21 protein-coding genes are annotated in these 23,562 nt (G+C 59.1%); 18 read left to right on the forward strand and 3 right to left on the reverse strand.

Annotated elements, in window-relative coordinates; genetic code table 11:
• Positions 1–147: 147 nt before the first annotated feature.
• From rplI to rpsF, 3 genes are all read right to left on the reverse strand, one after another.
• Positions 148–591, reverse strand: coding sequence for a 50S ribosomal protein L9 (rplI, locus tag LJY25_RS11345; protein WP_227608456.1), 444 nt, complete (start codon positions 589–591; stop codon positions 148–150).
• An 87-nt stretch (positions 592–678) separates the two neighbouring features.
• Positions 679–930, reverse strand: a complete 252-nt coding sequence (gene rpsR, locus LJY25_RS11350) for a 30S ribosomal protein S18 (protein ID WP_227608457.1) — start codon at positions 928–930, stop codon at positions 679–681.
• A 4-nt stretch (positions 931–934) separates the two neighbouring features.
• Complete coding sequence (gene rpsF, locus LJY25_RS11355; RefSeq protein ID WP_227608458.1) at positions 935–1,312, reverse strand: 30S ribosomal protein S6; 378 nt, start codon at positions 1,310–1,312, stop codon at positions 935–937.
• A 447-nt stretch (positions 1,313–1,759) separates the two neighbouring features.
• Between rpsF and LJY25_RS11360 the strand changes: the two genes are divergently transcribed.
• From LJY25_RS11360 to LJY25_RS11445, 18 genes are all read left to right on the forward strand, one after another.
• Positions 1,760–3,112: a cytochrome c3 family protein gene (locus LJY25_RS11360; protein WP_227608459.1), complete on the forward strand. Its 1,353-nt coding sequence runs from the start codon at positions 1,760–1,762 to the stop codon at positions 3,110–3,112.
• Positions 3,113–3,261: 149 nt separating this feature from the next.
• A complete protein-coding gene (locus LJY25_RS11365) occupies positions 3,262–6,291 on the forward strand; it encodes a TAT-variant-translocated molybdopterin oxidoreductase (RefSeq protein WP_227608460.1) in 3,030 nt (1,009 codons plus the stop codon).
• A gap of 111 nt (positions 6,292–6,402) precedes the next feature.
• Positions 6,403–7,860, forward strand: coding sequence for an NrfD/PsrC family molybdoenzyme membrane anchor subunit (nrfD, locus tag LJY25_RS11370; RefSeq protein ID WP_227608461.1), 1,458 nt, complete (start codon positions 6,403–6,405; stop codon positions 7,858–7,860).
• A complete protein-coding gene (locus LJY25_RS11375; RefSeq protein ID WP_227608462.1) occupies positions 7,853–8,377 on the forward strand; it encodes a DUF3341 domain-containing protein in 525 nt (174 codons plus the stop codon). The genes nrfD and LJY25_RS11375 overlap by 8 nt, the downstream gene beginning before the upstream one ends.
• On the forward strand, positions 8,377–9,102 hold the full coding sequence (locus LJY25_RS11380; RefSeq protein WP_227608463.1) for a c-type cytochrome: 726 nt from the start codon (positions 8,377–8,379) through the stop codon (positions 9,100–9,102). Before LJY25_RS11375 ends, LJY25_RS11380 begins: the two co-directional genes overlap by 1 nt.
• 6 nt (positions 9,103–9,108) lie before the next feature.
• Complete coding sequence (locus LJY25_RS11385) at positions 9,109–10,434, forward strand: quinol:cytochrome C oxidoreductase (RefSeq protein WP_227608464.1); 1,326 nt, start codon at positions 9,109–9,111, stop codon at positions 10,432–10,434.
• A gap of 104 nt (positions 10,435–10,538) precedes the next feature.
• On the forward strand, positions 10,539–11,612 hold the full coding sequence (locus tag LJY25_RS11390; protein WP_227608465.1) for a cytochrome c oxidase subunit II: 1,074 nt from the start codon (positions 10,539–10,541) through the stop codon (positions 11,610–11,612).
• Positions 11,613–11,639: 27 nt separating this feature from the next.
• On the forward strand, positions 11,640–13,502 hold the full coding sequence (locus LJY25_RS11395; protein WP_227608466.1) for a cytochrome c oxidase subunit I: 1,863 nt from the start codon (positions 11,640–11,642) through the stop codon (positions 13,500–13,502).
• A 138-nt stretch (positions 13,503–13,640) separates the two neighbouring features.
• Positions 13,641–14,720: a COX15/CtaA family protein gene (locus tag LJY25_RS11400; protein WP_227608467.1), complete on the forward strand. Its 1,080-nt coding sequence runs from the start codon at positions 13,641–13,643 to the stop codon at positions 14,718–14,720.
• Positions 14,721–14,771: 51 nt separating this feature from the next.
• Positions 14,772–15,623, forward strand: a complete 852-nt coding sequence (cyoE, locus tag LJY25_RS11405; RefSeq protein WP_227608468.1) for a heme o synthase — start codon at positions 14,772–14,774, stop codon at positions 15,621–15,623.
• A 12-nt stretch (positions 15,624–15,635) separates the two neighbouring features.
• Positions 15,636–16,223: a cytochrome c oxidase subunit 3 gene (locus LJY25_RS11410; protein ID WP_227608469.1), complete on the forward strand. Its 588-nt coding sequence runs from the start codon at positions 15,636–15,638 to the stop codon at positions 16,221–16,223.
• A 21-nt stretch (positions 16,224–16,244) separates the two neighbouring features.
• Entirely contained in the window at positions 16,245–17,015 is a 771-nt protein-coding gene (locus tag LJY25_RS11415) for a cytochrome c oxidase subunit 3 (RefSeq protein ID WP_227608470.1), read from the forward strand.
• 116 nt (positions 17,016–17,131) lie between these two features.
• Positions 17,132–17,473, forward strand: coding sequence for a cytochrome C oxidase subunit IV family protein (locus tag LJY25_RS11420; RefSeq protein WP_227608471.1), 342 nt, complete (start codon positions 17,132–17,134; stop codon positions 17,471–17,473).
• A 3-nt stretch (positions 17,474–17,476) separates the two neighbouring features.
• Positions 17,477–18,151 carry an SCO family protein gene (locus LJY25_RS11425; protein ID WP_227608472.1) on the forward strand — a complete coding sequence of 225 codons (675 nt, stop codon included), beginning with the start codon at positions 17,477–17,479 and terminating at the stop codon, positions 18,149–18,151.
• Complete coding sequence (locus tag LJY25_RS11430) at positions 18,132–18,683, forward strand: DUF420 domain-containing protein (protein WP_227608473.1); 552 nt, start codon at positions 18,132–18,134, stop codon at positions 18,681–18,683. Before LJY25_RS11425 ends, LJY25_RS11430 begins: the two co-directional genes overlap by 20 nt.
• Before the next feature lie 74 nt (positions 18,684–18,757).
• The gene (locus tag LJY25_RS11435) at positions 18,758–19,021 is read left to right on the forward strand and encodes a hypothetical protein (RefSeq protein ID WP_227608474.1); all 264 of its coding nucleotides are present in this window, start codon (positions 18,758–18,760) and stop codon (positions 19,019–19,021) included.
• 272 nt (positions 19,022–19,293) lie between these two features.
• Positions 19,294–22,995 carry a sensor histidine kinase gene (locus tag LJY25_RS11440; RefSeq protein WP_227608475.1) on the forward strand — a complete coding sequence of 1,234 codons (3,702 nt, stop codon included), beginning with the start codon at positions 19,294–19,296 and terminating at the stop codon, positions 22,993–22,995.
• Position 22,996: 1 nt separating this feature from the next.
• Entirely contained in the window at positions 22,997–23,530 is a 534-nt protein-coding gene (locus LJY25_RS11445; protein ID WP_227608476.1) for a flavodoxin family protein, read from the forward strand.
• Positions 23,531–23,562 lie beyond the last annotated feature (32 nt).

Raw genomic sequence — 23,562 nt, forward strand, 5'->3', positions numbered from 1 at the left:
CGCCCCCCACTGAAGGGCGGAAACCGGGACGTCGGACTCTGTACCATACGGTGGCCCGGGGGGCGGCAGTTTGGCGGTAAGCCGGGGAAAGGGTAACAAAAAAGCCCGGCCAACGGGCCGGGCTTTTCGGATGGAATAGCGGGCAGCTTATTCAGCTACTACGTTGAAGCGAACCTGGTGCTTCACTTCCTTGTGCAGGTTGAGGGTAGCAGTGTACTCACCGGCAGCCGTGGGCTCCTGGTCGAACGAGATACGCTTGCGGTCAACCTCAATGCCTTTGGCCTTCAGGCCTTCGGCAAGCTGCAGGGTCGTTACGCGACCGAAGATTTTGCCGGTTTCACCCACTTTGGCGCGGATGTCCAGCACCGTGTCGCCAATCTGGCTGGCAACGGCTTCGGCGGCAGTTTTGATCTTCTCAGCTTTGTGCGCAGCCTGACGTACGTTCTCGGCTACGATTTTCTTGTTGGTCTTGTCGGCCAGGATAGCCAGACCCTGGGGGAGCAGGTAGTTACGACCGTAGCCGGGCTTTACCGTCACGATGTCGTTCTTGTAGCCCAGGTTCTTGACGTCGTCTTTCAGAATTACTTCCATGTCAGTTTTTTTGAAGGAGCTAGGAGATAGAAGCTAGGAGGCAGAATATTCTGGCTCCTAAACTCCCAACTCCGGACTTCTAAGCTTCTATTTCAGCGAATCAGTTACGTAGGGCATCAGCGCCAGGTGGCGGGCTTTGGCTACGGCCTGAGCTACTTTGCGCTGGAACTTCAGGCTGGTGCCGGTGATGCGGCGGGGCAGCACGCGGCCCTGCTCGTTCACAAACTTCAGCAGGAAGTTCGGGTCTTTGTAGTCGACGTACTTGATACCGGCTTTCTTGAAGCGGCAGTACTTCACGCGCGTATCCTGCTTGTGGATTTTCTCGTTGGCGAGGCTCATCTTCTTATTGGGCTACGGCTTCTTGTTCTTTTTTAGCTTTCTGCTGGTTCATCTCACCGTTGCGACGGCGCTGGTTGTACGACACCGCGTGCTTGTCGAGCACGGTGGTCAGGAACCGGATGATCCGCTCGTCGCGGCGGAAAGCCAGCTCCAGAACGTCCACGATGTTACCCGAGCCAGTGAATTCCACCAGGAAGTAGTATCCGGTGTTCTTCTTCTGAATCGGATAGGCCAGTTTCTTGAGGCCCCAGTTTTCAGTGTTGATAATGTCGGCGCCATTTTCCTTAAGCACCTGCGAGAACTTCTCGATCGTCTCTTGCACCTGACCCTCATTGAGGACGGGAGTCAGAATGAAGACCGTCTCGTAATTTCTTACTTCCATTAGACGGGATGAAAAAATTAAGTTGAAAAAAAGTAATGAGCCCGCAAAGGTAGGTAAAACCCAGAAAATCTGGAACAAGCCAGCTGATTTATTTCCGAATGGTAGAAATACCAGGTTTGCTCAGGCACCGGCAGGGGAGAGGAAGCTCAACCGCAGGGGGCCTGTGCCGGAATGCTGGTATAGCTAATCCTGTTCGCCTAGAAACTAAGGTGGATAGCTGATAGTTAAGCTCTTTGGGAGGGCAGAGCTGAGCACTAGCAGCCGCGAAATTTGCATTCGCGTTGCATGCCTTATAATAAGGTAAGCGGAAATCGTGGATTTTAACGGGGTTTGACGGCTTCCGGCTTTCCCAAAAATTGGAATTCTGCTTTTGTTTCCTGCGATTCCCAACCTACATTTGTGCCCTTGAAGCACCCCTGCGTTTCTTTTCCCCAGTCACTTTGTGCGATGGATAGCATCCGACTTCGTTCCCTTCCTCACCTCCTTCTTGCTCTCTTTCTGACCTTTGCCGCCGTCGGTTCGGCGTCGGCCCAGGAACCGGCCGCCGGTGCGGTCGGCCAGGCTCCGGCAGTAAGCAAAGAAGGAGTGACTCCCGGCGCCACCGCCGGCGCGGCTCCTGCCGCCGCCGCGGGTGCCACCACTGGCGATGCCGCTGCCATTGCCGCCGGCGACGCCTTGTTCAAAGGCAACTGCGCCCAGTGTCACGCCATCAACGACGTGGTAGTTGGTCCGGCCCTGGCTGGTATTGCCAAGCGCCGCCCGATGTCCTGGCTGATTCCCTGGATCCGGAACTCAAGCAAGGTGGTTGCCTCCGGCGACGAGTATGCCGTGAAGATCTTCAATCAGTACCAGAAGCAGCAGATGCCCAGCTTCCAGCTGACGGACGCTGAAATCACCTCCATCGTTTCCTACATCACGGCTGAGGAAGGCAAGTCGGCCGGTGCACCCGGCGCCGCCACCGGCATTAAGGCCGCCGACGGTACCGAAACGCCCGGTACGGCCGCCGCGGATGGCGGTTCGTCCCAGACCATGGACATCCTGCTCATCGTGCTGGTAGTCGTGCTGCTCGTGCTGATCGTGACGCTGGTGATCATCGCCAACATCATGAAGGACGTGCTGCGGGGCCGCAAGGACCTCGACGGCCGCGACGTTGAGCTGCTCGACCAGCGCTTCGACTTCTCCAAGATCTATAAGTCGAATGTGGTTCGCGGTATCGTCGCCACGCTGTTCGTGCTGGTGGTACTGTACCAGTCGCTGCAGGGCGTGATGGCCATCGGTATCCAGCAGGGCTACCAGCCCACCCAGCCCATTGCCTTCTCGCACAAGCTGCACGCCGGCGAGCACCAGATCAACTGCGCCTACTGCCACACCTCGGTGTACAAAAGCAAGAGCGCTAACATTCCTTCGGCCAACATCTGTATGAACTGCCACTCGCAGATCAAGACGGAATCGCCTGAAATCAAGAAGATCTACCGCGCCATCGAGCGTAAGCAGCCAATTCAGTGGGTGCGGATTCACAACCTGCCTGACCTGGCGTACTTCAACCACGCCCAGCACACGCAGGTGGGTGGCATCGAGTGCCAGACCTGCCACGGCCCGATCCAGAACATGGAAGTGGTGTACCAGTATTCCCCGCTCACGATGGGCTGGTGTATCAACTGCCACCGCGAGACGCCCCTCAACACGAAGGGCAATGCCTACTACAACAACCTCGTGAAGCTGCACGAGACCAGCAACAGTGCCAAGCCCTTCACGGTATCGTCGAACGGCGGTACGGAGTGCTCGAAGTGCCACTACTAATTGGTGCGTAGGGTTCGGCAGCGCCTCGACAGGCCTCCCGAACCCTGCTTTTTGCCCCACAGACGTTACTAAAACAAGCCTTACTTGCGGGCTGAACCCGGTCGCCTAATCACGGCCGCAGTCCCCAAGACCCTAAGTCCCCATAACAAATGCAAGAGTCGCCTAAGTACTGGAAGGGAATTGAGGAACTGGAAAGCTCGCCGGAGTTCATCAAAAACGCGTTCAACGAGTTTGACTATCTGCCGGTAAGCGAGTCGCACGGTTCCTCCGATGCAACGGTAGCCCCGCGACGTGACTTTCTGAAGCTCATGGGCTTCGGCATTGCCGCCGCCACCCTGGCCAGCTGCGAAACTCCCGTTCGGAAGGCAATTCCCTACCTGAACAAGCCCCAGGAGGTAGATCCGGGCATCGCCAACTTCTACGCCTCTTCCTACTTCAACGGCAGCGAGTACAACAGCGTGCTGGTGAAAACCCGGGAAGGCCGGCCGATTAAGCTGGAAGGCAACCCCAACTCCCCGGTAACCCGCGGCGGCCTGTCGGCCCGGGCTCAGGCCTCCGTGCTGAGCCTCTATGACCAGAGCCGCCTGCAGAACTTCACCATCAAGGGGAAGGCTGCCGAGCGCGCGCAGGTTGACCGCGAAATCATGACGAAGCTGGCCGGCACCACGGGCCGCATCGCCATCGTGTCGCCGACCATCATCAGCCCCTCCACCAAGCGCGCCATTGCCGCGTTTGCCGGCCGCTACGCCAACACCGAGCACGTTCAGTACGACGCCAATTCCCAGAGTGGCATCCTGCGCGCCAACGGCGGCGTGCTGCCCTCCTTCGACTTCAGCAAGGCCGACATCATCGTCAGCCTCGCCGCCGACTTCCTCGGTACCTGGATTTCGCCGGTAGAATACGCTGCCCAGTACATCACCAACCGCAAGGTATCGGCCGACAAGAAGACCATGTCGCGCCACTACCAGTTCGAGCCGTACTTCTCGCTGACCGGCTCCAACGCCGACGTGCGCGTGCCGGTGAAGCCCTCGGAGATGGGGGCCATAACGGTTGAGCTGTACAACGCCATCGTAGGCGGTGGCACTGCTTCGCCCCGCGTCGCCAAAGCCGCTAACGACCTGAAGGCCCACCGGGGCCGCAGCCTTGTGGTTTCGGGCTCGAACAGCGCCGCTGAGCAGACGCTGGTAGCGGCCATCAACGCCGCCCTCGGCAACGTTGGCGCCAGCGTTAACACCGCTACGCCGTCGATGCTGCGCCAAGGCGATGACGCCCGCATGCTGCGTCTGATCGACGACATGAACCGCGGCACGGTAGGAGCAGTAATCTTCTACCACGCCAACCCGGCCTACGACCACCCCCAAGCCGACAAAGTAAAGTCGGGCCTGGCCAAGGTGCCGTTGACCATCTCGTTCAATGAGAAGGCGGATGAAACTGGCTCGCTGTGCACCTACGGCTGCCCCGACCACCACTACTTGGAGTCGTGGAACGACTTCGAGCCCCGTCGCGGCTCGCTGAGCCTGGCTCAGCCCGCTATTTCCCCGCTGTTTGCCACCCGTCAGGCGCAGGACTCCCTGTTGACCTGGGCCGGCAGCAATCAGAGCTACTACAACTTCCTGCGCGAGAACTGGCGTGGCGTTCTCGGTGCTGGCAACTTCCAGGCTGCCTGGGACAAGGCCGTGCACGATGGCGTTGCCACCGGTACCGCCAGCCCGGCTCCTACGCCCCAGATGGCCCCGGCCATGAGCGTAGACCAGGCCGTGGCCGCTATTGCTTCGGCTCCCAAGCCCTCGGGCACGGAGCTCGTACTGTACGAGAAAGTGGCTATCGGCAATGGCTGTGATGCCAACAACCCCTGGCTGCAGGAGCTGCCCGACCCGGTTTCGAAAGCTACCTGGGGCAACTACGTGGCTGTGCCGCGTAAGATGGCCGAGGCCAACAAGTGGGAGCAGGGCGACGTGCTGAAGGTTACGGCCAACGGCAAGGCGATTGAGCTGCCCGTACTGGTGCAGCCCGGTCAGCCGGCCGGCTCCGTCAGCATCGCCATCGGCTACGGCCGCGAGAAGGCCGGTAAGGTTGGCAACAAAGTAGGCGCCAACGCCTACCCGCTGGCTACCGTGCGCGACAACGCCCTAGTGTACATGACCGGCGTAACGCTGGAGAAAACCGGTGCTACCTCGCCCATTGCCCAGACCCAGACCCACCACACCATCATGGACCGCAAGTCGGTGGTGCAGGAGTCAACGCTGGCCAAGTACATTGAGAACCCCAAGGAGGTAACCGAGTACGACAAGATTGCTACGCCCGAGGGCCTGGAGAAGCCCAACAAGGTTTCGTTGTGGCAGGACTACGAGTACAAGAATCACCACTGGGGCATGGCCATCGACCTCAACTCCTGCATCGGCTGCGGCTCGTGCGTAGTGGGTTGTCAGGTCGAGAACAACGTGGCCGTGGTCGGCAAGCAGGAGGTTATCAACCGCCGCGAGATGCACTGGCTGCGGATCGACCGCTACTACAGCTCCGACGCCAGCAAGAAAGACTTCGCCACCAAGGGCAAGCTCGACACCTACGCGGCTATGGAAGATCCTTCGGAAAATCCGTCGGTGATTTTCCAGCCGATGCTGTGCCAGCACTGCAACCACGCTCCCTGCGAAACGGTGTGCCCGGTACTGGCTACCACGCACAGCTCGGAAGGTCTCAACCAGATGACCTACAACCGTTGCGTGGGTACGCGCTACTGCGCCAACAACTGCCCCTACAAGGTGCGTCGCTTCAACTGGTTCTCGTACTACTCGAACGAGAAGTTCGAAGACGTGAACGGCCACATGTTCACTGACCTCGGCCGCATGGTGCTCAACCCTGACGTTACGGTTCGGGCCCGCGGTGTAATGGAGAAGTGCTCCTTCTGCGTGCAGCGTATTCAGCTCGGCAAGCTCGAAGCCAAAAAGGAAAAGCGTCGCCCGATGGATGGCGAAGTGGTAACGGCCTGCGCCCAGTCCTGCCCTACCCAGGCCATCGTCTTCGGCGACCTGCGTGACCCCAACTCCCGCGTTGCCCAGATCTGGAAGCGCGAGGACGGCGAACGGGCCTTCAAGGTTATCGAGGCTATCAACGCTCAGCCGAACATCACGTACCTCACCAAGATCCGCAACGTCGAAACCAAAGAAGTTCGGAACGCTTAATTACCGGATTGCAGGGTGCCGGGGCTCAGCTTTCCACCAGGGAAGGTCAGAGCTCAGAAAACACCAAGCCCCTACGACCCTAAGTCCCCAAGACCCTAATCAAATAACCATATGCAGCATGTATCAGCCGTAAGGGAGCCGCTCGTAACGGGTGGTAAAACTTACCACGACGTCACGCAGGACGTGTGCCGCCAGGTTGAGGCCAAGCCGAACATTCGGTGGATGGCGGCCCTGAGCGTAGCACTCTTTTTCCTGGGCATCTTCCTTTACTCGGTGTACCGCACCCTGTGGTACGGCATCGGAGAGTGGGGTCTGAACAAAACGGTGGGCTGGGCCTGGGACATCACCAACTTCGTGTGGTGGGTGGGCATCGGCCACGCCGGTACGCTGATTTCGGCCGTACTGCTGCTGTTCCGCCAGAAGTGGCGCTCCTCGATCAACCGCGCCGCCGAGGCCATGACCATCTTCGCCGTTATCTGCGCGGCCATGTTCCCGGTGCTGCACATGGGCCGTCCGTGGCTGGCGTATTGGGTATTTCCCTTCCAGAACACGTTTGGCTCGCTGTGGGTAAACTTCAACTCCCCGCTGCTATGGGACGTGTTCGCCATCTCAACGTACTTCACCGTTTCGCTCGTGTTCTGGTACACGGGCCTGGTGCCGGACTTCGCTACCATCCGTGACCGGGCCAAGGGCCCCATTGCCAAAGTAGCCTACTCGCTGCTGAGCTTCGGCTGGACCGGCTCGGCCAAGCACTGGTCGCGCTACGAGACTGTCTCGCTGATTCTGGCCGGCGTGTCGACCCCGCTGGTACTCTCGGTACACACCATCGTATCGATGGACTTTGCCACCTCCGTCGTACCGGGCTGGCACACGACGATCTTCCCGCCCTACTTCGTGGCCGGTGCTATCTTCTCGGGCTTCGCCATGGTGCTCACCCTGATGCTGATCACCCGTGTGGTGTTCAAGCTGGAAGACTACATCACACTCGAGCACATCGCCCTGATGAACAAGATCATGATGATCACCGGCTCGATCGTGGGCGTGGCCTACATCACCGAGTTCTTCATTGCCTGGTACTCGCAGGTGGAGTTTGAGCAGTACGCCTTCATCAACCGGGCCACGGGTCCGTACTGGTGGGCTTACGCGGCCATGATGACCTGCAACGTGATTACCCCGCAGCTGGTGTGGATCCGCAAGGTGCGCTACAGCATTCCCTTGACCTTCATCCTGTCGATCATCGTCAACATCGGCATGTGGTTCGAGCGTTTCGTGATTATCGTCACCTCGCTGCACCGCGACTACCTGCCCTCGAGCTGGGTGATGTTCTCGCCCACCATCATCGACATCGGCATCTACGTGGGTACGCTGGGGCTGTTCTTCACCTTGTTCCTCTTGTTTGCCAAGTTCTTCCCCGTCATCAACATGGCCGAGGTGAAGACCATCCTCAAGTACACCGTCGACAACGGCCCCACTTATACCGGTGTCGACCCCCACGCAAACCACGGCCACCAGACTACCACCCACGGGGTTCCTGCCAACGCTCCGGTAAACTACAATAAGCATGACTAAGCGCTTCGCCCTCGGCATCTTTGAAGACGAAGATGTGCTCCTGCACGCGGTTGAGAACATCCGCGCGGCGGGTGTGAAGATCTACGAAGTGTTCACGCCCTTCCCGATTCACGGGATGGACGACGCCCTCGGAATCGAACGGTCGCGCCTGCCTATTGCCGCTTTTTTCTACGGTATGACCGGTCTGGCCTTTGCCCTGTGGATGCAGATCTACATGCTGGGCTTTGACTGGCCGATGATTATCGGTGGCAAGCCCCACATTGCGCTGCCCGCCTTTATTCCGGTTTCCTTCGAGCTGACGGTGTTTTTCTGCTGCCACGGCATGGTAATCACCTTCTACACCATCAGTGGCCTGTACCCGCGCTGGAGAACCCCCGTTCTCGACGTCCGCTCCACCGACGATAAGTTTGTGGTAGCCATTGAGCTGAACGAGAAGTCGGACCTGAACGGCCTGACCAAGCTGCTGCGCGAGAACGGTGCATCGGAGGTGAACGAAAAAGAAATGACTAAGAACTAATGACGCATTCGCTGAAACTAGGTCTGTATTCGTCGGCTATCCTGTTTGGCTCGGTCCTGACCGCTGGCTGCAACCGGGCGGATGACACGGGTCTCGAATATGCTCCGCAGATGTACGAGCCCATTGCGTACGAGCCCCTGAAGCAGATCCATACCAACACGGTAAACCCCCAGGGTATCAACATGCGCACTCCGGTAGTGGGCACGGTACCCCTGGGCAAGCTCGACTACTACAACCACATCCCAAAGGACAGTGTAGGGGGAGCTCAGCGCCGACTGCGTAATCCCTATCCCTACACCAAAGCCAACCTCGAGGAAGGCAAGGTGCTGTACACCCGCATCTGCTCCCACTGCCACGGTGAGAACGGCGACGGTCAGGGCCTGGTAGGCGTGAAGTACAAGGGTGTGCCGAGCTACGCCAACGGGCAGTATGCTACCATGAACGATGGGCACATCTACCACGTGATTGTATGGGGCAAAGGCCGCATGATGCCGCATGGCTCGCAGGTAAGCCCCGAGGAGCGCTGGAAGATTGCCATGTACGTACGGGTGCTGCAGAAAGGCAAAGGCCCCGAAGGGCTGGCCGATCTGGTGAGCGTAAAAGACCAGACCACGCAGATGACCGATCCCACGAACCAAAGCCCGGTTCGGGAAGCACAGGCAGACAAGGAGTCAGCTACTCCCGGACAGGGCGGCGACCAGGCACGTAACGGAACCGCGAACTAACTCGATATGGCAACTCTGACGCATCACGAAGGCGCCACGGCTGAACACCTGGAGGTATCGCCGCGGACCAACCGCAATTTCATTTTCATCATCGTGGCCGGGGTCGTTCTCCTGGCCATCGGCCTGATCATGTCGGCCATGGGCATCGGCTCGGGTCATCATGAGGCTGCTGCCGGCGTAGCCCACGGGGCCGGCGCCGTGCAGAATGCCGGCCACGCCGCTCCGCACGAAAGCCCCACCTGGCTGAAACGCCTGATCGTGAGCCTGTGGCACAGCAACGTCTTTTTCATCGGCGTTTCCACCATCGGTACCTTCTTCGTAGCGCTGCAGTACGTAGCCTACGCCGGCTGGTCGGTTATGATTAAGCGCATCAACGAGGCCATGAGCGCCTGGATTCTGCCCGGCGCTATTATCATGCTGGTGGTATTCCTGTTCGGCCGCCACGACCTGTTCCACTGGACCCACGAAGGGATCATGGACCCTAAGTCGGAGCACTACGACGCCATCATTGCCGGCAAGAGCGGTTTCCTGAACCTGCCCTTCTACCTGATCCGCACGGTGGTGTACCTGGCTATCTGGTGGTTCTTCTCCCGCTGGCTGCGCAACCTCTCGCTGGAAGAAGACCTGCACGGCGGTACCGAGTACTTCCACAAGAGCATCAACGTAGCCGCCCTGTTCCTGGTACTTTATGCCGTGACCTCGTCGATGTCGGCCTGGGACTGGGTGATGTCGGTAGACGTGCACTGGTTCAGTACCATGTTCGGCTGGTATGTATTCGCCTCCTGGTGGGTAACCGGCATTGCCGTAACGACCCTGACCGCCATCTACCTGAAGCAGGCCGGCTACCTGAAGTTTCTGAACTCCAACCACCTGCACGACCTGGGCAAGTTCATGTTCGGCTTCAGCATCTTCTGGACCTACGTGTGGTTCTCGCAGTTCATGCTGATCTGGTACGCTAACCTCCCTGAAGAGGCCGTGTACTACAACCAGCGCCTGGGCGGCTTCAACGGCGCCTATACCTGGATCTTCTTCTTCAACCTGATCATCAACTTCGTTTTCCCCTTCCTGGCCCTTATGCGCCGGGACGCCAAGCGGCAGATGATCATGCTGAAAATCGTTTGTATTGCCATCATCATCGGTCACTGGTCGGACTTCTATTTAATGTTCATGCCGGCAACTATGAAGGGCGACAACGGGTTTATCATTGAGATCGGCGTAGCCCTGATTTTCCTCGGTGCCTACCTGATCCTGTTCACGAAGCGCCTGGCCTCGGCCGCCCTCGTGCCGGTGAATCACCCCTTCCTCGACGAGAGCATCCACCATACCACCTAATAAAGAAGGTAGGAGTTAGACGCTAGGAGCTGGTAGTATACTGTTTGTTCTTCCCGCCCCTGATTATTCTAGCTCCCAACTCCTAGGTTCTAACTCCTGAAAAAATGATTGCACTCGGTATTCTTCTGGTTCTGGTGTTGCTGCTGGTCGTGTTTGGCCTGTTGTTCCGCCTCCAGATCCTCACCTCGATATTCTCGGGGAGCTTTACGCGTGATATTGGCATGAGCAACCGCGTCAATGCCATTCTGATGCTGGTCTTCCTGATTGTGGGAGGTGCTGCCTTCGCCTGGTCGTTCGTGGACAGCTACGACAAGATGAACCCGCCCATCGCCTCGGTACACGGCTACGAAATGGAGCGTCTGTTCTGGACGACCATGATTGTTATTGGCATCGTGTTCGTGCTGACCCAGATTCTGCTGTTCTGGTATTCCTACAAGTACCAGCACCAGGAAGGCCGCCGCGCGTTCTTTTTCCCGCACAACAACAAGATCGAGATTATCTGGACGGTAATTCCGGCCATCGTCATGGCGGCACTGGTATTTGCCGGCTGGAAGGAGTGGACCAAGATTACCGGTCCGGCCCCCAAGGATGCCGTGGTGGTAGAGGTTATGGGCAAACAGTTCAACTGGCTGGTACGCTACCCTGGTCGCGACATGAAGCTGGGCGTCGTAAACTACCGCCTGATTGACGCTACCAACGAGTTTGGCTTTGACCTGACCGACAAGAACGCCTTGGACGACTTTACTGCCGGCGAGGTTCACGTACCCAAGGGTCACCCCGTGCTGCTGAAGATTCGCTCGCGCGACGTTTTGCACGCCGTCTATATGCCCCACTTCCGGGTGCAGATGTACGCCGTCCCCGGCATGCCCACCAAGTTCTGGTTTACGCCGACCAAGACGACCGACGAGATGCGTGCCCAGCTGGGTAAGCCGGACTTCAACTACGAGCTGGCCTGCAACCAGATCTGCGGTCGTGGTCACTTTGCCATGAAGTTGAACATTGTAGTCGACGAGCCCGACGACTACGTGGCCTGGTTTGCCCAGCAGAAGTCGTTCTCGGAGCAGAATCCGGACGTACTGGCTGGATTCAAACAAAAGACCAACAAACTAGTTGAGAATGAAGCGGCTGCACCCGCTGCTGCGGCAGTGGTAACGCCTGCTGCTAACGCCTCGCTGTAACCGCATAATTTAACGCAAGCTCTTCCTATGGCTGCTACCAATCTTCCCACCAACGCCCAAGCGCAGGGTGGCATCGGGGTAACCGTGCCGCACACTGAGCACGACGAGCATCACCACGATGAGCACCACGAGCAGCACTGGCTGTTCAAGTACGTGTTCAGTCAGGATCATAAAGTTATTGCCAAGCAGTTCCTGATTACGGGTATCTTCTGGGCAATCTTGGGCGGCACGCTCTCGAGCCTGTTCCGTCTGCAGCTCGGCTGGCCCGAGTCAACGTTCGAGTGGCTGTCCCCGTTCCTGGGCCGCTGGATCGAAGCCGGTAAGCTGAACCCGGAGTTCTACCTGGCTCTCGTCACGATGCACGGTACCATCATGGTATTCTTCGTGCTGACGGCCGGTCTGAGCGGTACCTTCTCTAACTTTCTGATTCCGCTGCAGGTGGGTGCCCGCGACATGGCTTCGGGCTTCATGAACATGCTCTCGTACTGGTTCTTCTTCCTGTCGAGCATCATCATGTTTACCTCCCTGTTCCTGGAAACCGGCCCGGCTTCCGCTGGCTGGACAATCTACCCCCCGCTGAGCGCCCTGCCCCAGGCTATTCCCGGCTCCGGCATGGGTATGACGATGTGGCTTGTGTCAATGGCGCTGTTCATTGTTTCCCAGCTGCTGGGCGGTGTTAACTACATCACCACGGTCATCAACCTGCGGACCCGCGGCATGAGCATGGGCAAGCTGCCCCTCACCATCTGGGCGTTCTTCCTGACGGCTATCCTCGGTCTGCTTTCTTTCCCGGTACTGTTCTCGGCAGCCCTGCTGCTGATCTTCGACCGTAGCTTCGGCACCAGCTTCTTCCTGTCCGACATTTACATTGCCGGTCAGGCGCTGAACCACCAGGGTGGTTCGCCCATCCTGTTCCAGCACCTGTTCTGGTTCCTGGGTCACCCCGAGGTGTACATCGTAATCATGCCCGCCATGGGTATGGTGTCGGAAATCCTGGCCACCAACGCCCGTAAGCCGATCTTCGGCTACCGCGCCATGATTGGCTCCCTGCTGGGCATCTCCCTGCTGTCGTTCGTCGTGTGGGCTCACCACATGTTCGTAACGGGCATGAACCCCTTCCTCGGATCGGTGTTCATGTTCCTGACGCTGATTATTGCCGTGCCCTCGGCCGTGAAGACGTTTAACTGGCTGGCGACGCTGTGGCGTGGCAATATCCGCTTCACGACGGCTATGCTGTTCTCCATCGGCTTCGTGTCGCTGTTCATCTCCGGTGGTCTGACGGGTATCATCTTGGGTAACGCCGCGCTGGATATCCAGATGCACAACACGTACTTCGTGGTAGCTCACTTCCACCTGGTAATGGGTTCGTCGGCCTTCTTTGGTCTTTTTGCCGGGGTGTACCACTGGTTCCCCAAGATGTTTGGCCGCATGATGGACGAGAAGCTGGGCTACATCCACTTCTGGCTGACCTTCCTGGGCGTATACCTGGTGTTCCTGCCGATGCACTACGTTGGTATTGCCGGCTTCCCCCGCCGCTACTACGCCTGGACCGGCTTCGATGCCTTCAGCCAGTTCGCCGACATGAACAAGTTTATCTCGATAGCGGCTATCCTGGCGTTCTTCGGTCAGTTCATCTTCATCTTCAACTTCTTCTACAGCATCTTCCGCGGCCGTCGGGCAACCGAGAACCCCTGGAACTCGACCACGCTGGAGTGGACCACGCCTATCGTTCCCGGTCACGGCAACTGGCCCGGCGCAATTCCCGCCGTGTACCGCTGGCCCTACGACTACAGCAAGCCCGGTGCTGCCGAGGACTTTATTCCGCAGAACGTGCCTTACTCGCAGACGCAGTCGTCGAACCTGCCCTACGAGCGCGACACAGCTGAATAAGCTCGATTGCACCAGAAGTCCCAAAGCGGGCCGCCGAAGCACGGCGGCCCGCTTTTTTTTGCCTTTCAGTTAAACAAAACCACTGGAAACACACCGGGCTACCGGTGGTTTTTCCAGTAACTAGCTTAACCCAGTAAGATGGAGAGTCCGGCCTTTGTGCAGCGGTTTCGGTTGGTGGGGTTACTGACCGTCGTTTCAATTTACCTGCTGATCCTGGTGGGCGGCATCGTGCGCAGCACCGGTTCCGGCATGGGCTGCCCCGACTGGCCCCGGTGCTTTGGAAAGTGGATTCCCCCGACGCGCATCGAACAGCTGCCGGCAGGCTACAAGGAAGTGTACGCCGCCCAGCGGGTTGCCAAAAACCAGAAGCTGGCCCGGACCCTGGAGCGGTTCGGCTTTCATCAGGTGGCTGCCAACATCTTCCGGAACCCGAGCCAGTACATTGAAACCGACTTCAACCCCACCAAAACCTGGATTGAGTATCTGAACCGGCTGCTGGGCGCTTTGATCGGCATCTTCGTGTTCCTGACCGTGGTGCTGGCGTTGCCCTACTGGCGGCGCGACCGAGCCGTCTTCTGGCTGGCCTTCTGGTCATTTATCCTGACCGGGGTGCAGGGCTGGCTTGGCTCCCTGGTAGTATCAACGAACCTGCTGCCGGTGATGGTGACGATCCACATGGGCCTCGCTCTGCTGATTGTAGGCATGCTACTGTACGCCGTCAACCGTTCCCAGCGTGAGCAGGAGGGGCCCCAGCCCGTGTCGTATTCGGGAGCGTTGCTGCTGGCGCTGGGCGGCGCGGTGCTGCTCACCTTCGTGCAGATTGTAATCGGCACGCAGGTACGGGAGGAAGTGGACATGGTCGCCTTTGGCGCGCACTACGCCGACCGTGCGGCCTGGGTAGAGCAGCTGGGCAACATCTTCCGTTTCCACCGCAGCTTCTCGATCCTGCTGGTGCTGGTCAACGGCTACGTGGCGTACCGGCTTTACCAGCTTGGCTCGGCCCGGCTTAATCGGCTGGCGACTTTTATCCTGGTATTGCTGGTGCTGGAGGTGGTGGCGGGCATCACGCTGGCGTACCTGGCCCTGCCGGCCCTGGTGCAGCCAGTTCACCTCACCCTGGCGACCGTTCTGTTCGGCGTGCAGTTCCTGGCCTTCGTTGAGCTGCGCCGGGCAATGAAATCCAGGCGGCAGCCCGCTTATCCGAGCGTTGTTGCGTAACTTTGCGGCCCATTCGGAGACGGCCCGGCGGCCTGTTCTTTCCCCTTCTTAATGCTAAAACTCAGGGCGTACTTTCAGCTGGTTAAGTTCCGGCTTTCCATCACGGTCGCGTTTTCCAGCGCAATCGGCTATCTGCTGGGAGCCCGGGAGCTAAACTGGAGCAGCGCGCTGCTGGTGATGCTGGGTGGCCTGCTCGTAACGGGCTCGGCCAATACCATCAACCAGATCCACGAGAAGGAACTGGACAAGCTGATGAAGCGCACCCGGAAGCGGCCCTTGCCCACCGGCGTGCTGAGCGTCACCGAAAGCTGGATATTCACCCTGGTTACGGGCGTTGCCGGCCTGCTGCTGCTGGGGTTCTGGTTTAACTGGCTGGCCGCGGCGCTGGCGCTGCTTTCCCTGATCCTTTACGGCTTCGTCTATACCCCGCTCAAGACCATTTCGCCTATTTGCGTCTTCGTCGGCGCCATCCCCGGCGGGCTGCCGCCGCTCATCGGCTGGGCGGCCGCCACGGGTATGATCGGGGTGGAGGGCTGGATCCTGTTTGGTATCCAGTTTATGTGGCAATTCCCGCACTTTTGGGCCATTGCGTGGGTTTTAGATGAGGACTATAAGCAGGCGGGCTTCAAGATGCTGCCCAGCCCCGGCCACAAGGATTTGCGCACTGCCTTTCAGATCATGACCTATACCATGCTGCTGATTCCGCTGAGTCTGCTGCCCCTGCAGTTTGGGATGGCGGGCAAGACGTCGGCGCTGATTGCGGTGGTGTGTGGGGTGCTGTTTCTGATGCAGACCCTGTATCTGATGCGGACGGGCACCAAAAAAGCGGCCATGCGGATTATGTTCGGTTCCTTTTTGTACCTGCCCATCGTGCAGATTGCGCTGGTACTCGACAAAGTTTAATTCTTCCTGATTATGCATCCTTCCGAAACATTAACGCACAAGGAGCCCGGCACCGGCCTGCATCCGATGCGTCTGGTGCTCATCCTGCTTATCATCAGCATCGTGATGATGTTTGCCGCTTTTACCAGCGGCTACATCGTGCGGCGCGAAGAGGGCAACTGGCTGGAGTACGCCCTGCCAGGGTCCATGCTTTACACGAGCATCATCATTGCTCTCAGCTCGGCCACCGTGCAATGGGCCTGGGTGTCAGCGCGTAAGGACAACGTCCGGCAGGTGCAGATTGCCCTGGTGCTGACCATGCTGCTGGGCGTGGCCTTCCTTTACGGACAGTGGCAGGTGTGGGGCGAGCTGGTACAGAACAAGGTGTTCTTCGGCGGCACGGATTCCAATCCGGCCGGCTCCTTTACGTATGTGCTGATGGGCGTGCACGGATTTCACCTGATCACCGGACTAATTTTCCTTTTAATCGTATTGGGCAAAAGCTTTCGGTACCAGGTGCATTCGCGCCAGATGCTGGCTATTTCCAACTGTTCCATCTACTGGCACTTCCTGGGTGGGCTTTGGTTGTACCTGTATTTGTTCCTACTTTTGAACCACTGATTTCGTCTTTACCTGCACGCTATGTCCACCATTTCCACGACGCAGACCTATTCGCCTACCTCGCATGAGCAGCCGCGCAGCGGCACCTGGGATGGAGGCAACGAACCCTTCAAGGCAAGCTATGGCAAGCTGATGATGTGGTTCTTTCTGCTGTCGGATGCCTTCACGTTCGCGGCCTTCCTGACCACGTACGGCCTGATGCGGCACCGTCACCTGGCTTTCACCGGCAAACCCGAAGATTTCACCTTCTCCACGGCCTACTGGCCTATTCCGGACAAGGTATTCAACTCGTTCCCCGGTTTTCACGGGGTGGATCTGCCCCTGGCCTTTGTGGCGTTGATGACGATGATTCTCATCTTCAGCTCCGTGACGATGGTACTGGCCGTAGAAGCCGGCCACCGTATGGACAAGGCGGACGTGCAGAAATGGCTGCTCTGGACTCTGCTGTTCGGCACTACGTTCGTGAGCTGCCAGGCCTGGGAGTGGAGCCACTTCATCGGCGGCACCGATGCCGGCACCCGGATGGCGGACGGCAGCATCTTCCACGGCGCTAACTTGGTCACTAACCAGTACGGCCCCCCGCTGTTTGCCGACCTGTTCTTCTTTATCACGGGCTTCCACGGTACCCACGTATTCAGCGGCCTGTGCTTGCTAACCTGGGCCTTTATTGCCACGACCAACGGCACCTTCGAAAAGCGCGGCCACTACGAGATGGTCGAGAAAATCGGTCTGTACTGGCACTTTGTAGACCTGGTGTGGGTGTTCGTCTTCACCTTTTTCTACCTCGTCTGATTCTTAATTAGTAATTGATAATTGGTAATTAAGAATTTGAGTCGGCTGCATCACTGCTCCTCACTTCCTGATTGCCAATTCTTAATTCCTAATTGTTAATTCTTAATTAAAAAGCAATGGCTCATCACGCATCAACCGAACCAACGCAGCTTGGCGAAATTCCAAAGCCGGTTACCGGCTGGATCTGGAAAACCTTCTTCATCCTGGTTGGCATCACGGCCCTGGAGTTCGTGTTCGTGTTCTTCATGGACGCCGGTACCCTGCGCAACTCGATCTTCATCATCCTGACCATCTTCAAAGCGTTCTACATCGTAGCGGAGTTCATGCACCTCAAGCATGAGACCAAGGGCCTGATCTGGACGATTATGATTCCGATGGCGCTGCTGATCTGGCTGCTGGTGGCCCTTATCACCGAAGGCTCCTACGTGGGCGAAGCCATTCAAAACGCCTTTAACTAACGGATGAGGCCCAAACAGACCTTGCTGCTGGGCCTCGTCCTGCTGGTGCCCGTACTGGCTTTTCTTTTTCTAAAAACCTTCGGGACCAACCACTACGCGCTGCCAACCTATCTGCCCGACCGCGTCGATTCGACGCAGGTTGGCGGGGGCTGGCAGCGCGATACTGTTTTTCACCAGCTCGCCGATTTCCGTCTGCCCTCTCAGTCGGGGCGGATCGTGACGGAGCAGGACCTGAAGCAGGGGCTGTACGTGGCCAGCTTTTTCTTTGCCACCTGCCCCGGAGCCTGCCCCCGGGTGAACAGCCAGCTGATGCGGGTGCAGGAGAAATTCCGGCACGAGCCCCGGGTGAAGCTGGTTTCCTTTACCGTCGACCCCGAGCATGACTCCGTGGCGGTGCTGTCGCGCTACGCTGAGCAGTACGGTGCCATTGCCGGCAAGTGGTTTTTCCTGACCGGAAACAAAGCCGACCTTTTTCGGATTGCTACAGAGGAGTTCCGCCTGCCCGCCCCGACCGGGGCCGGTCCGGGCTTGGTACACAGCCAGAACCTGTACCTCGTCGACAAAGACCAGCGGGTGCGCGGCATCTACGACGGCATGAAGCCCAAGGAAATTCAGCGCCTTATCACTGAGATGAGCATTCTGCTCTACACGTATGACCATGACAAGCCCCGTTCTTGAGCCTGAAGTAAACTACACCCGCTACAAGGTGATAATGGGCGTACTGGCGGCAGTCGTACCGCTGCTGGTGGGCATTCTGTACTCCTTTCCGGGCGCCTTTCAAATCGAGGGGGTGGAAGTGAAGTTTCTGCCCAAGGTTATTGCCGTGCTCAACTCCCTGACGGCGGTAGCGCTGGTGCTAGGCTATTACTTTATCCGGCAAAAGCAGGTGAACCTGCACCGGGCCATGATGGGCATTGCCTTCGGGCTGGGAGCAGTATTCCTGCTCGCCTATGTCGCCTACCACTCCCAGGTGCCGTCCACCAAATTTGGGGGTGAAGGTGCTATACGGGGTGTATACTACTTTCTGCTGCTGACGCACATCCTGCTGGCTATTGTGACGGTGGGTCTGGTGCTGTTTACCCTGTACTTCGCCCTCACGCGGCAGTTTGCCCAGCACCGCCGCATTGCCCGCTGGACGTTCCCGATCTGGCTGTACGTGTCGGTAACCGGCGTCATCGTTTACTTTATGATTTCGCCGTATTACACCTGACCGGCCGGAAACTTTGCTGCCCGGGGTATGTTAGCAAGTACCGGCCATTAGTGGCCCTGACCGTGAGAAGAGATATGAAAAAGTTTGTTTCAACCGCCGTGCTGACCCTGCTGCTTGGGTTTATGCTCGTGCTGGCCCCGGCTACCGCTTCGGCCCAGTGCACCATGTGCAAAACCCAGGTAGAAGCTTCCCGCACCGAGAAGGACGGCTACCAGAACTACTCCGGCCTCAACCGCGGGATTCTGTACCTGATGACCGTTCCCTACCTGCTGATGGGCGTGGTGGGCTTCTTCTGGTACCGCAGCACCCACCAGAAAAAGAAGCAGGCAGGAATTTAAGGATGCCTTCTGGGTAGCGCTGCCTGACCAGCGTCCCGCGTATCAGTGTCGCTTTTCGTTTCGCTGGTCAGCCTGGCCCCGCCGGGCGTTCCATACTACTGCTTCCACGGAACTGACTTCAAAGCCTGGTTGCAGCCGGTCGTAATAGCCGTTAAAATAGGAAATGCCGCCAAATGGCGGCATTTTTGTTAGGGGCCCGCTGCACCTGCTGCCCGCCTCCCGGAACGGCCAGACCACTACCCGACTTGACTTTTTCGCGCTTTTCCCCCTTTGTGCTGTTGCTTGTCGCCCTGCTTTGCCTGGCGGGGGCTTATCTGAGCAATCAGTACGGGAAGGCGCCCAACGTTTTGCTCCGGGCCGACACGGCCCGGCTGCAGGCCCTGGTAGGGGAGGCCGAGCGCACGGCCGGGCGCGAAGCCGCTGAGGTGGAGGCGCGGCTGCGCCAGGGTGAACTGCGGTTCGGTAGCCTGGTGGGCGTTACCACGTACCCCTGCTTTGTATTCCGGGGCGACCAGCTGCTTTACTGGTCTGACCACACCATGCGGCCGGAGCCCGAGAACGTCAGCCAGAACTTCCGGGAAAAGCTGGTGGAAATGAAGTTCGGGCAGTTCCTGGCCCTTCGGCGCATGGCCGGGGCTTACGTGATTCTCACGTACGTGCCCCTGGAGCAGTTTTACGGCATCAGCAACCGGTACCTCCGGGATGGCGCTGAGCATGCGCTGTTCCGCGGCCTGAACGTGCGCCTGACCGTCAATAGTGCCAACACCCGTCTGCCCCGGCTATACTCCCAGCAGGGCAGCTACCTGTGCTCGGTGGAAAGCCTGCAGCCCAACCCGTTCACCGATAAGTACCTGCCCTTGGCACTGCTGATCCTGGGATCCGGGCTGTATATCCTAAGCTGCCTGCAGCTGGCCAGGCGGCTGTTTCGGGCCCGGCGGCCAGTGGTGGGCACGGCTGCCATGGTCCTGCCCCTGGTGGCGTTCCGGGCCGGCCTGCTGTATTTTGGGCTACCTTTCTCGTTCATCGAGCTGCGCCTGTTCGACCCCCGCCTGTACGCGGCCTCGTGGCTGGCTCCCTCGCTCGGCGACCTGCTGATAAACGCCCTGCTCTTGCTGGTCGTGGCCTACTACGGGCTGCTGCTGTTTCGCCGCGCCGCGCTGGCGGCCCGGGTCCGGCGGCTGCAGGAACTGGATCTGCGGATTGGGGTGGGGGCTGTGGCGGTGCTGCTGTTCTGGGGCCTGCTGGTGCTGCTGTTCACGTTCTTCTCCAACAGCGTCGACAACAGCCAGCTGGTGCTCGACGTGACCCAAAGCATCCAGGTGTCGAGCTTCAAGCTGCTGCTGTGCCTGGCCATTGTGCTGCACACGGGCGGCTACATGGTGGGCTGCTATATTCTGACCCAGCTGTTCATGGCCTCGGTGCGAATCGAAACCCAGGGGGCGGGGGTACTGCTGCTGGGCGTATTTGCGGGCCTGTTTCTGCCCCTGGGACTGGTGCTGGGCATTGCCAGCCTGGCGCTGCTGGGAACCACGCTGCTGTTCTTTTTCCTGATCCGCCTTACCGGCCTGTCGCGCGTGGCCAACGTGGTGCCCTACCATGTCTACATCTTTATCTTCCTGATGCTGGGCGTAAGCTCAGCGGTGGGAGCATTGGCGCTGTTCGAGCACTTCGACCGGCAACTCGTGCTGAACAAGCAGCGGCTGGCGGGGAATATGCTGGTTGATAACGACCTGCAGGGCGAGTATCTGCTGGCCGAGCGCACCCGGCAGATGGCGGCCGACCCGCTGGTGCAGCGCATGCTGGCCAGTCCGTTTGCCAACCAGGACATGGTGCGCCAGAAAATCGTCAAGTACTACCTGCGCGATTACTTCGACAAGTACGAGGTAGCCATTTCCATCTTCGACGCCGCCGGCCGGCCCATCAAGGGCGACAGCATCCAGACCATCAGCAAGCTGCGCCACCGCATTCAGGGCACGGCCACGTCCACCGACCAGTTCAACCTCTACCTGATCCGGACCAGCAACCCGTTCAGCACGCGCCGGTACGTGATGTTCGTGCCGGTACGCACTTCCGAGGGCACGGTCAGCACGGTAGTGCTCGAGTTAATGCTGAAAAAGCTGACGGCCTACAGCGTAGTGCCCGAGCTGCTCGTGGACCAGAAGTTCTTTCAGCCCAGCCTGGGCTCCGAGCTTAGCTTCGCGGGCTACGAAAACGGCCGCCTCGTGTACAACGAGGGCGAGTTCGACTACGTCAACAGCCTGCCGCCGGGGCTGCTTACCGACTCCCGGATATTCAGCACCGGCCTGTCGGTAAACGGCTTTCATCACCTGGCCGTGCGTGGCCCCCAACGCCGGGTTATGCTGGTCACGACGGCCACCTACTCAGTTGCCGATGGGCTGGCCAACTTTTCCTTTCTGTTTCTGCTGCACACGTTCTTCTGGCTGCTGGGCATTGGCGTGTACACGCTGGCCAAGGGGCGCTACCTCGACGTGTTCCGCACCAATCTGAGCACCAAGATTCAGCTGTTTCTGAACTTCGGCATTCTGGTGCCCCTGCTCGTGGTCAGCGTAGCCACCGCCAGCCTCGTTACGTCGTCGTACAAGCGCGACCTGCTGCGGACCTATGAGCGGCGGGGGCAGGCCGTGCAGGAAAACCTGCTTAAGGGCCGGGGCCTGCTTACCGATTCCGCCAGCCGGGCCGAGCTTATTGAGCTGACAGAAAATGTGTCTACGCTCACGGAAACGGACATAAGCCTTTACGATGCCCGGGGCCAGCTACTCGTGAGCAGCCAGCCCCTGATTTTCGAGCTGGGCCTGCTTAGCCCGCTCATGAACCCGCAGGGACTAAGTGCCCTGGCCGAGCGGGGGCAGCGCCGGGTCCTGCTGCTGGAAAAAGCCGGTAGCCTGTCGTTTAACGCCCTCTACCTGCCTTTGCGCGCCGCAGGGGCCCGGCCCGGGCAGCCCGAGGTTGTGCTCGGCTATGTAGGAATTCCCTTTTTCGACTCCGAGAAAGAGCTGGATACCAAGCTGATCGAGCTGATTACGACCATCCTGAACATCTTCACGGTGATGTTCATTCTGTTTGTGCTGCTCACCTTCGTGGCATCGCGCCTGCTCACGGCTCCGCTTAAGCTTATCACCGAAAAGCTGAAGCAGACCACCCTTACCGGTCAGAATGAGATGCTGTCCTACCAGGCCTCGGACGAAATCGGGCTGCTGGTGAGCGAGTACAACGCCATGCTGCTGAAGCTGGAAGCCAGCAAGCAGGAGCTGGCCACGCAGGAGAAGGAAGCGGCCTGGCGGGAAATGGCCCGGCAGGTAGCCCACGAAATCAAGAACCCGCTCACGCCGATGAAGCTTTCCCTGCAGTTTCTGCAGAAGGCTATTGCCGAGCAGCGGCCCAACGTGAGCGACCTGATCAGCCGCATTTCCCAGACCCTCATCACTCAGATCGACGTGCTCTCCGACATTGCCACGTCTTTCTCCACCTTTACCAACCTGCCCGCCATGAAGCCCGAGCGGCTCGACATCGTGCCCATTCTGCGGCGCTGCGTGGGGCTGCACCAGGGCGAAACGGTAGGCGGGGCGATTCACCTGGTGCTGCCGGAAGGTGCCGAGGACCAGCAGTTCAGCGTATTCGCCGACGAGAACCTGCTGGTGCGCACGTTCAACAACCTGCTCATCAATGCCATTCAGGCGGTGCCGGAAGGGCGGGTACCCGAAATAGAGGCCCGGATTGAACCCGTCGGCATCGACCGGGTGCGGATCTGCATTCAGGACAACGGCGCCGGGATTCCCGAATCGGTGCGCGATAAGGTGTTTGTGCCCAACTTTACGACCAAGGAAACCGGCTCCGGCATCGGGCTGGCCGTGGCCCGGCGCGGCATCGAAAGCGCCGGCGGCACCATCTGGTTTGAAACGGAAGAGGAGGTCGGCACCCAGTTTTGCATTGAGCTACCCCTGGCGCCGGAATAGAATGAATGCGACTCCCTTGCTGCTCGTCGGCAGTGCCCGCCACGAAAGCCAGGCCGGAGACTTTGCCCGCCGCCTGCTCGCCGGTACCGGCTACGCCACCATCAACCTGTTCGACCTGCGGATCGCGCCCTACGACTACCAGCACGCGTATCCACCCGACGACCAGTTTGCCGAGGTTGTCGACGAACTGCTGAAGCACCCGGTGCTGGTGCTGGCCACGCCGGTGTACTGGTACGCCATGAGCGGCCCGATGAAAACGCTTTTTGACCGCCTCACCGACCTCACCAAAACCCGGAAACCTGCCGGCCGCGCCCTGCGGGGCAAGTTCGTGCTGCTGGTGGCCACCGGCTCGGACGAAGCGCTGCCCGCCGGTTTTACCGTGCCGTTTGAGCGCACTGCTGCCTATTTTGGAATGCAGTTGCAGGGCAGCTTTTACGCCTCAACGCGGGTGCCAGCAGGCCCGGCCGGGCAGGAAACGCAGCGGCGGGAGTTTCAGGAACTGCTTCGGTTTAACGCCGGCCCGGCGCTGCGCTAGCGCAGCGGCTGGAAGTGGCACGAATAACCAGC

Source organism: Hymenobacter translucens (assembly GCF_020685205.1).
GTDB lineage: Bacteria > Bacteroidota > Bacteroidia > Cytophagales > Hymenobacteraceae > Hymenobacter > Hymenobacter translucens.

Bases quoted from the DNA above. Each gene is read 5' to 3' on its own strand.
- rplI (WP_227608456.1), bottom strand. From the start codon at position 591: ATGGAAGTAATTCTGAAAGACGACGTCAAGAACCTGGGCTACAAGAAC.
- rpsR (WP_227608457.1), bottom strand. From the start codon at position 930: ATGAGCCTCGCCAACGAGAAAATCCACAAGCAGGATACGCGCGTGAAG.
- rpsF (WP_227608458.1), bottom strand. From the start codon at position 1,312: ATGGAAGTAAGAAATTACGAGACGGTCTTCATTCTGACTCCCGTCCTC.
- LJY25_RS11360 (WP_227608459.1), top strand. From the start codon at position 1,760: ATGGATAGCATCCGACTTCGTTCCCTTCCTCACCTCCTTCTTGCTCTC.
- LJY25_RS11365 (WP_227608460.1), top strand. From the start codon at position 3,262: ATGCAAGAGTCGCCTAAGTACTGGAAGGGAATTGAGGAACTGGAAAGC.
- nrfD (WP_227608461.1), top strand. From the start codon at position 6,403: ATGCAGCATGTATCAGCCGTAAGGGAGCCGCTCGTAACGGGTGGTAAA.
- LJY25_RS11375 (WP_227608462.1), top strand. From the start codon at position 7,853: ATGACTAAGCGCTTCGCCCTCGGCATCTTTGAAGACGAAGATGTGCTC.
- LJY25_RS11380 (WP_227608463.1), top strand. From the start codon at position 8,377: ATGACGCATTCGCTGAAACTAGGTCTGTATTCGTCGGCTATCCTGTTT.
- LJY25_RS11385 (WP_227608464.1), top strand. From the start codon at position 9,109: ATGGCAACTCTGACGCATCACGAAGGCGCCACGGCTGAACACCTGGAG.
- LJY25_RS11390 (WP_227608465.1), top strand. From the start codon at position 10,539: ATGATTGCACTCGGTATTCTTCTGGTTCTGGTGTTGCTGCTGGTCGTG.
- LJY25_RS11395 (WP_227608466.1), top strand. From the start codon at position 11,640: ATGGCTGCTACCAATCTTCCCACCAACGCCCAAGCGCAGGGTGGCATC.
- LJY25_RS11400 (WP_227608467.1), top strand. From the start codon at position 13,641: ATGGAGAGTCCGGCCTTTGTGCAGCGGTTTCGGTTGGTGGGGTTACTG.
- cyoE (WP_227608468.1), top strand. From the start codon at position 14,772: ATGCTAAAACTCAGGGCGTACTTTCAGCTGGTTAAGTTCCGGCTTTCC.
- LJY25_RS11410 (WP_227608469.1), top strand. From the start codon at position 15,636: ATGCATCCTTCCGAAACATTAACGCACAAGGAGCCCGGCACCGGCCTG.
- LJY25_RS11415 (WP_227608470.1), top strand. From the start codon at position 16,245: ATGTCCACCATTTCCACGACGCAGACCTATTCGCCTACCTCGCATGAG.
- LJY25_RS11420 (WP_227608471.1), top strand. From the start codon at position 17,132: ATGGCTCATCACGCATCAACCGAACCAACGCAGCTTGGCGAAATTCCA.
- LJY25_RS11425 (WP_227608472.1), top strand. From the start codon at position 17,477: ATGAGGCCCAAACAGACCTTGCTGCTGGGCCTCGTCCTGCTGGTGCCC.
- LJY25_RS11430 (WP_227608473.1), top strand. From the start codon at position 18,132: ATGACAAGCCCCGTTCTTGAGCCTGAAGTAAACTACACCCGCTACAAG.
- LJY25_RS11435 (WP_227608474.1), top strand. From the start codon at position 18,758: ATGAAAAAGTTTGTTTCAACCGCCGTGCTGACCCTGCTGCTTGGGTTT.
- LJY25_RS11445 (WP_227608476.1), top strand. From the start codon at position 22,997: ATGAATGCGACTCCCTTGCTGCTCGTCGGCAGTGCCCGCCACGAAAGC.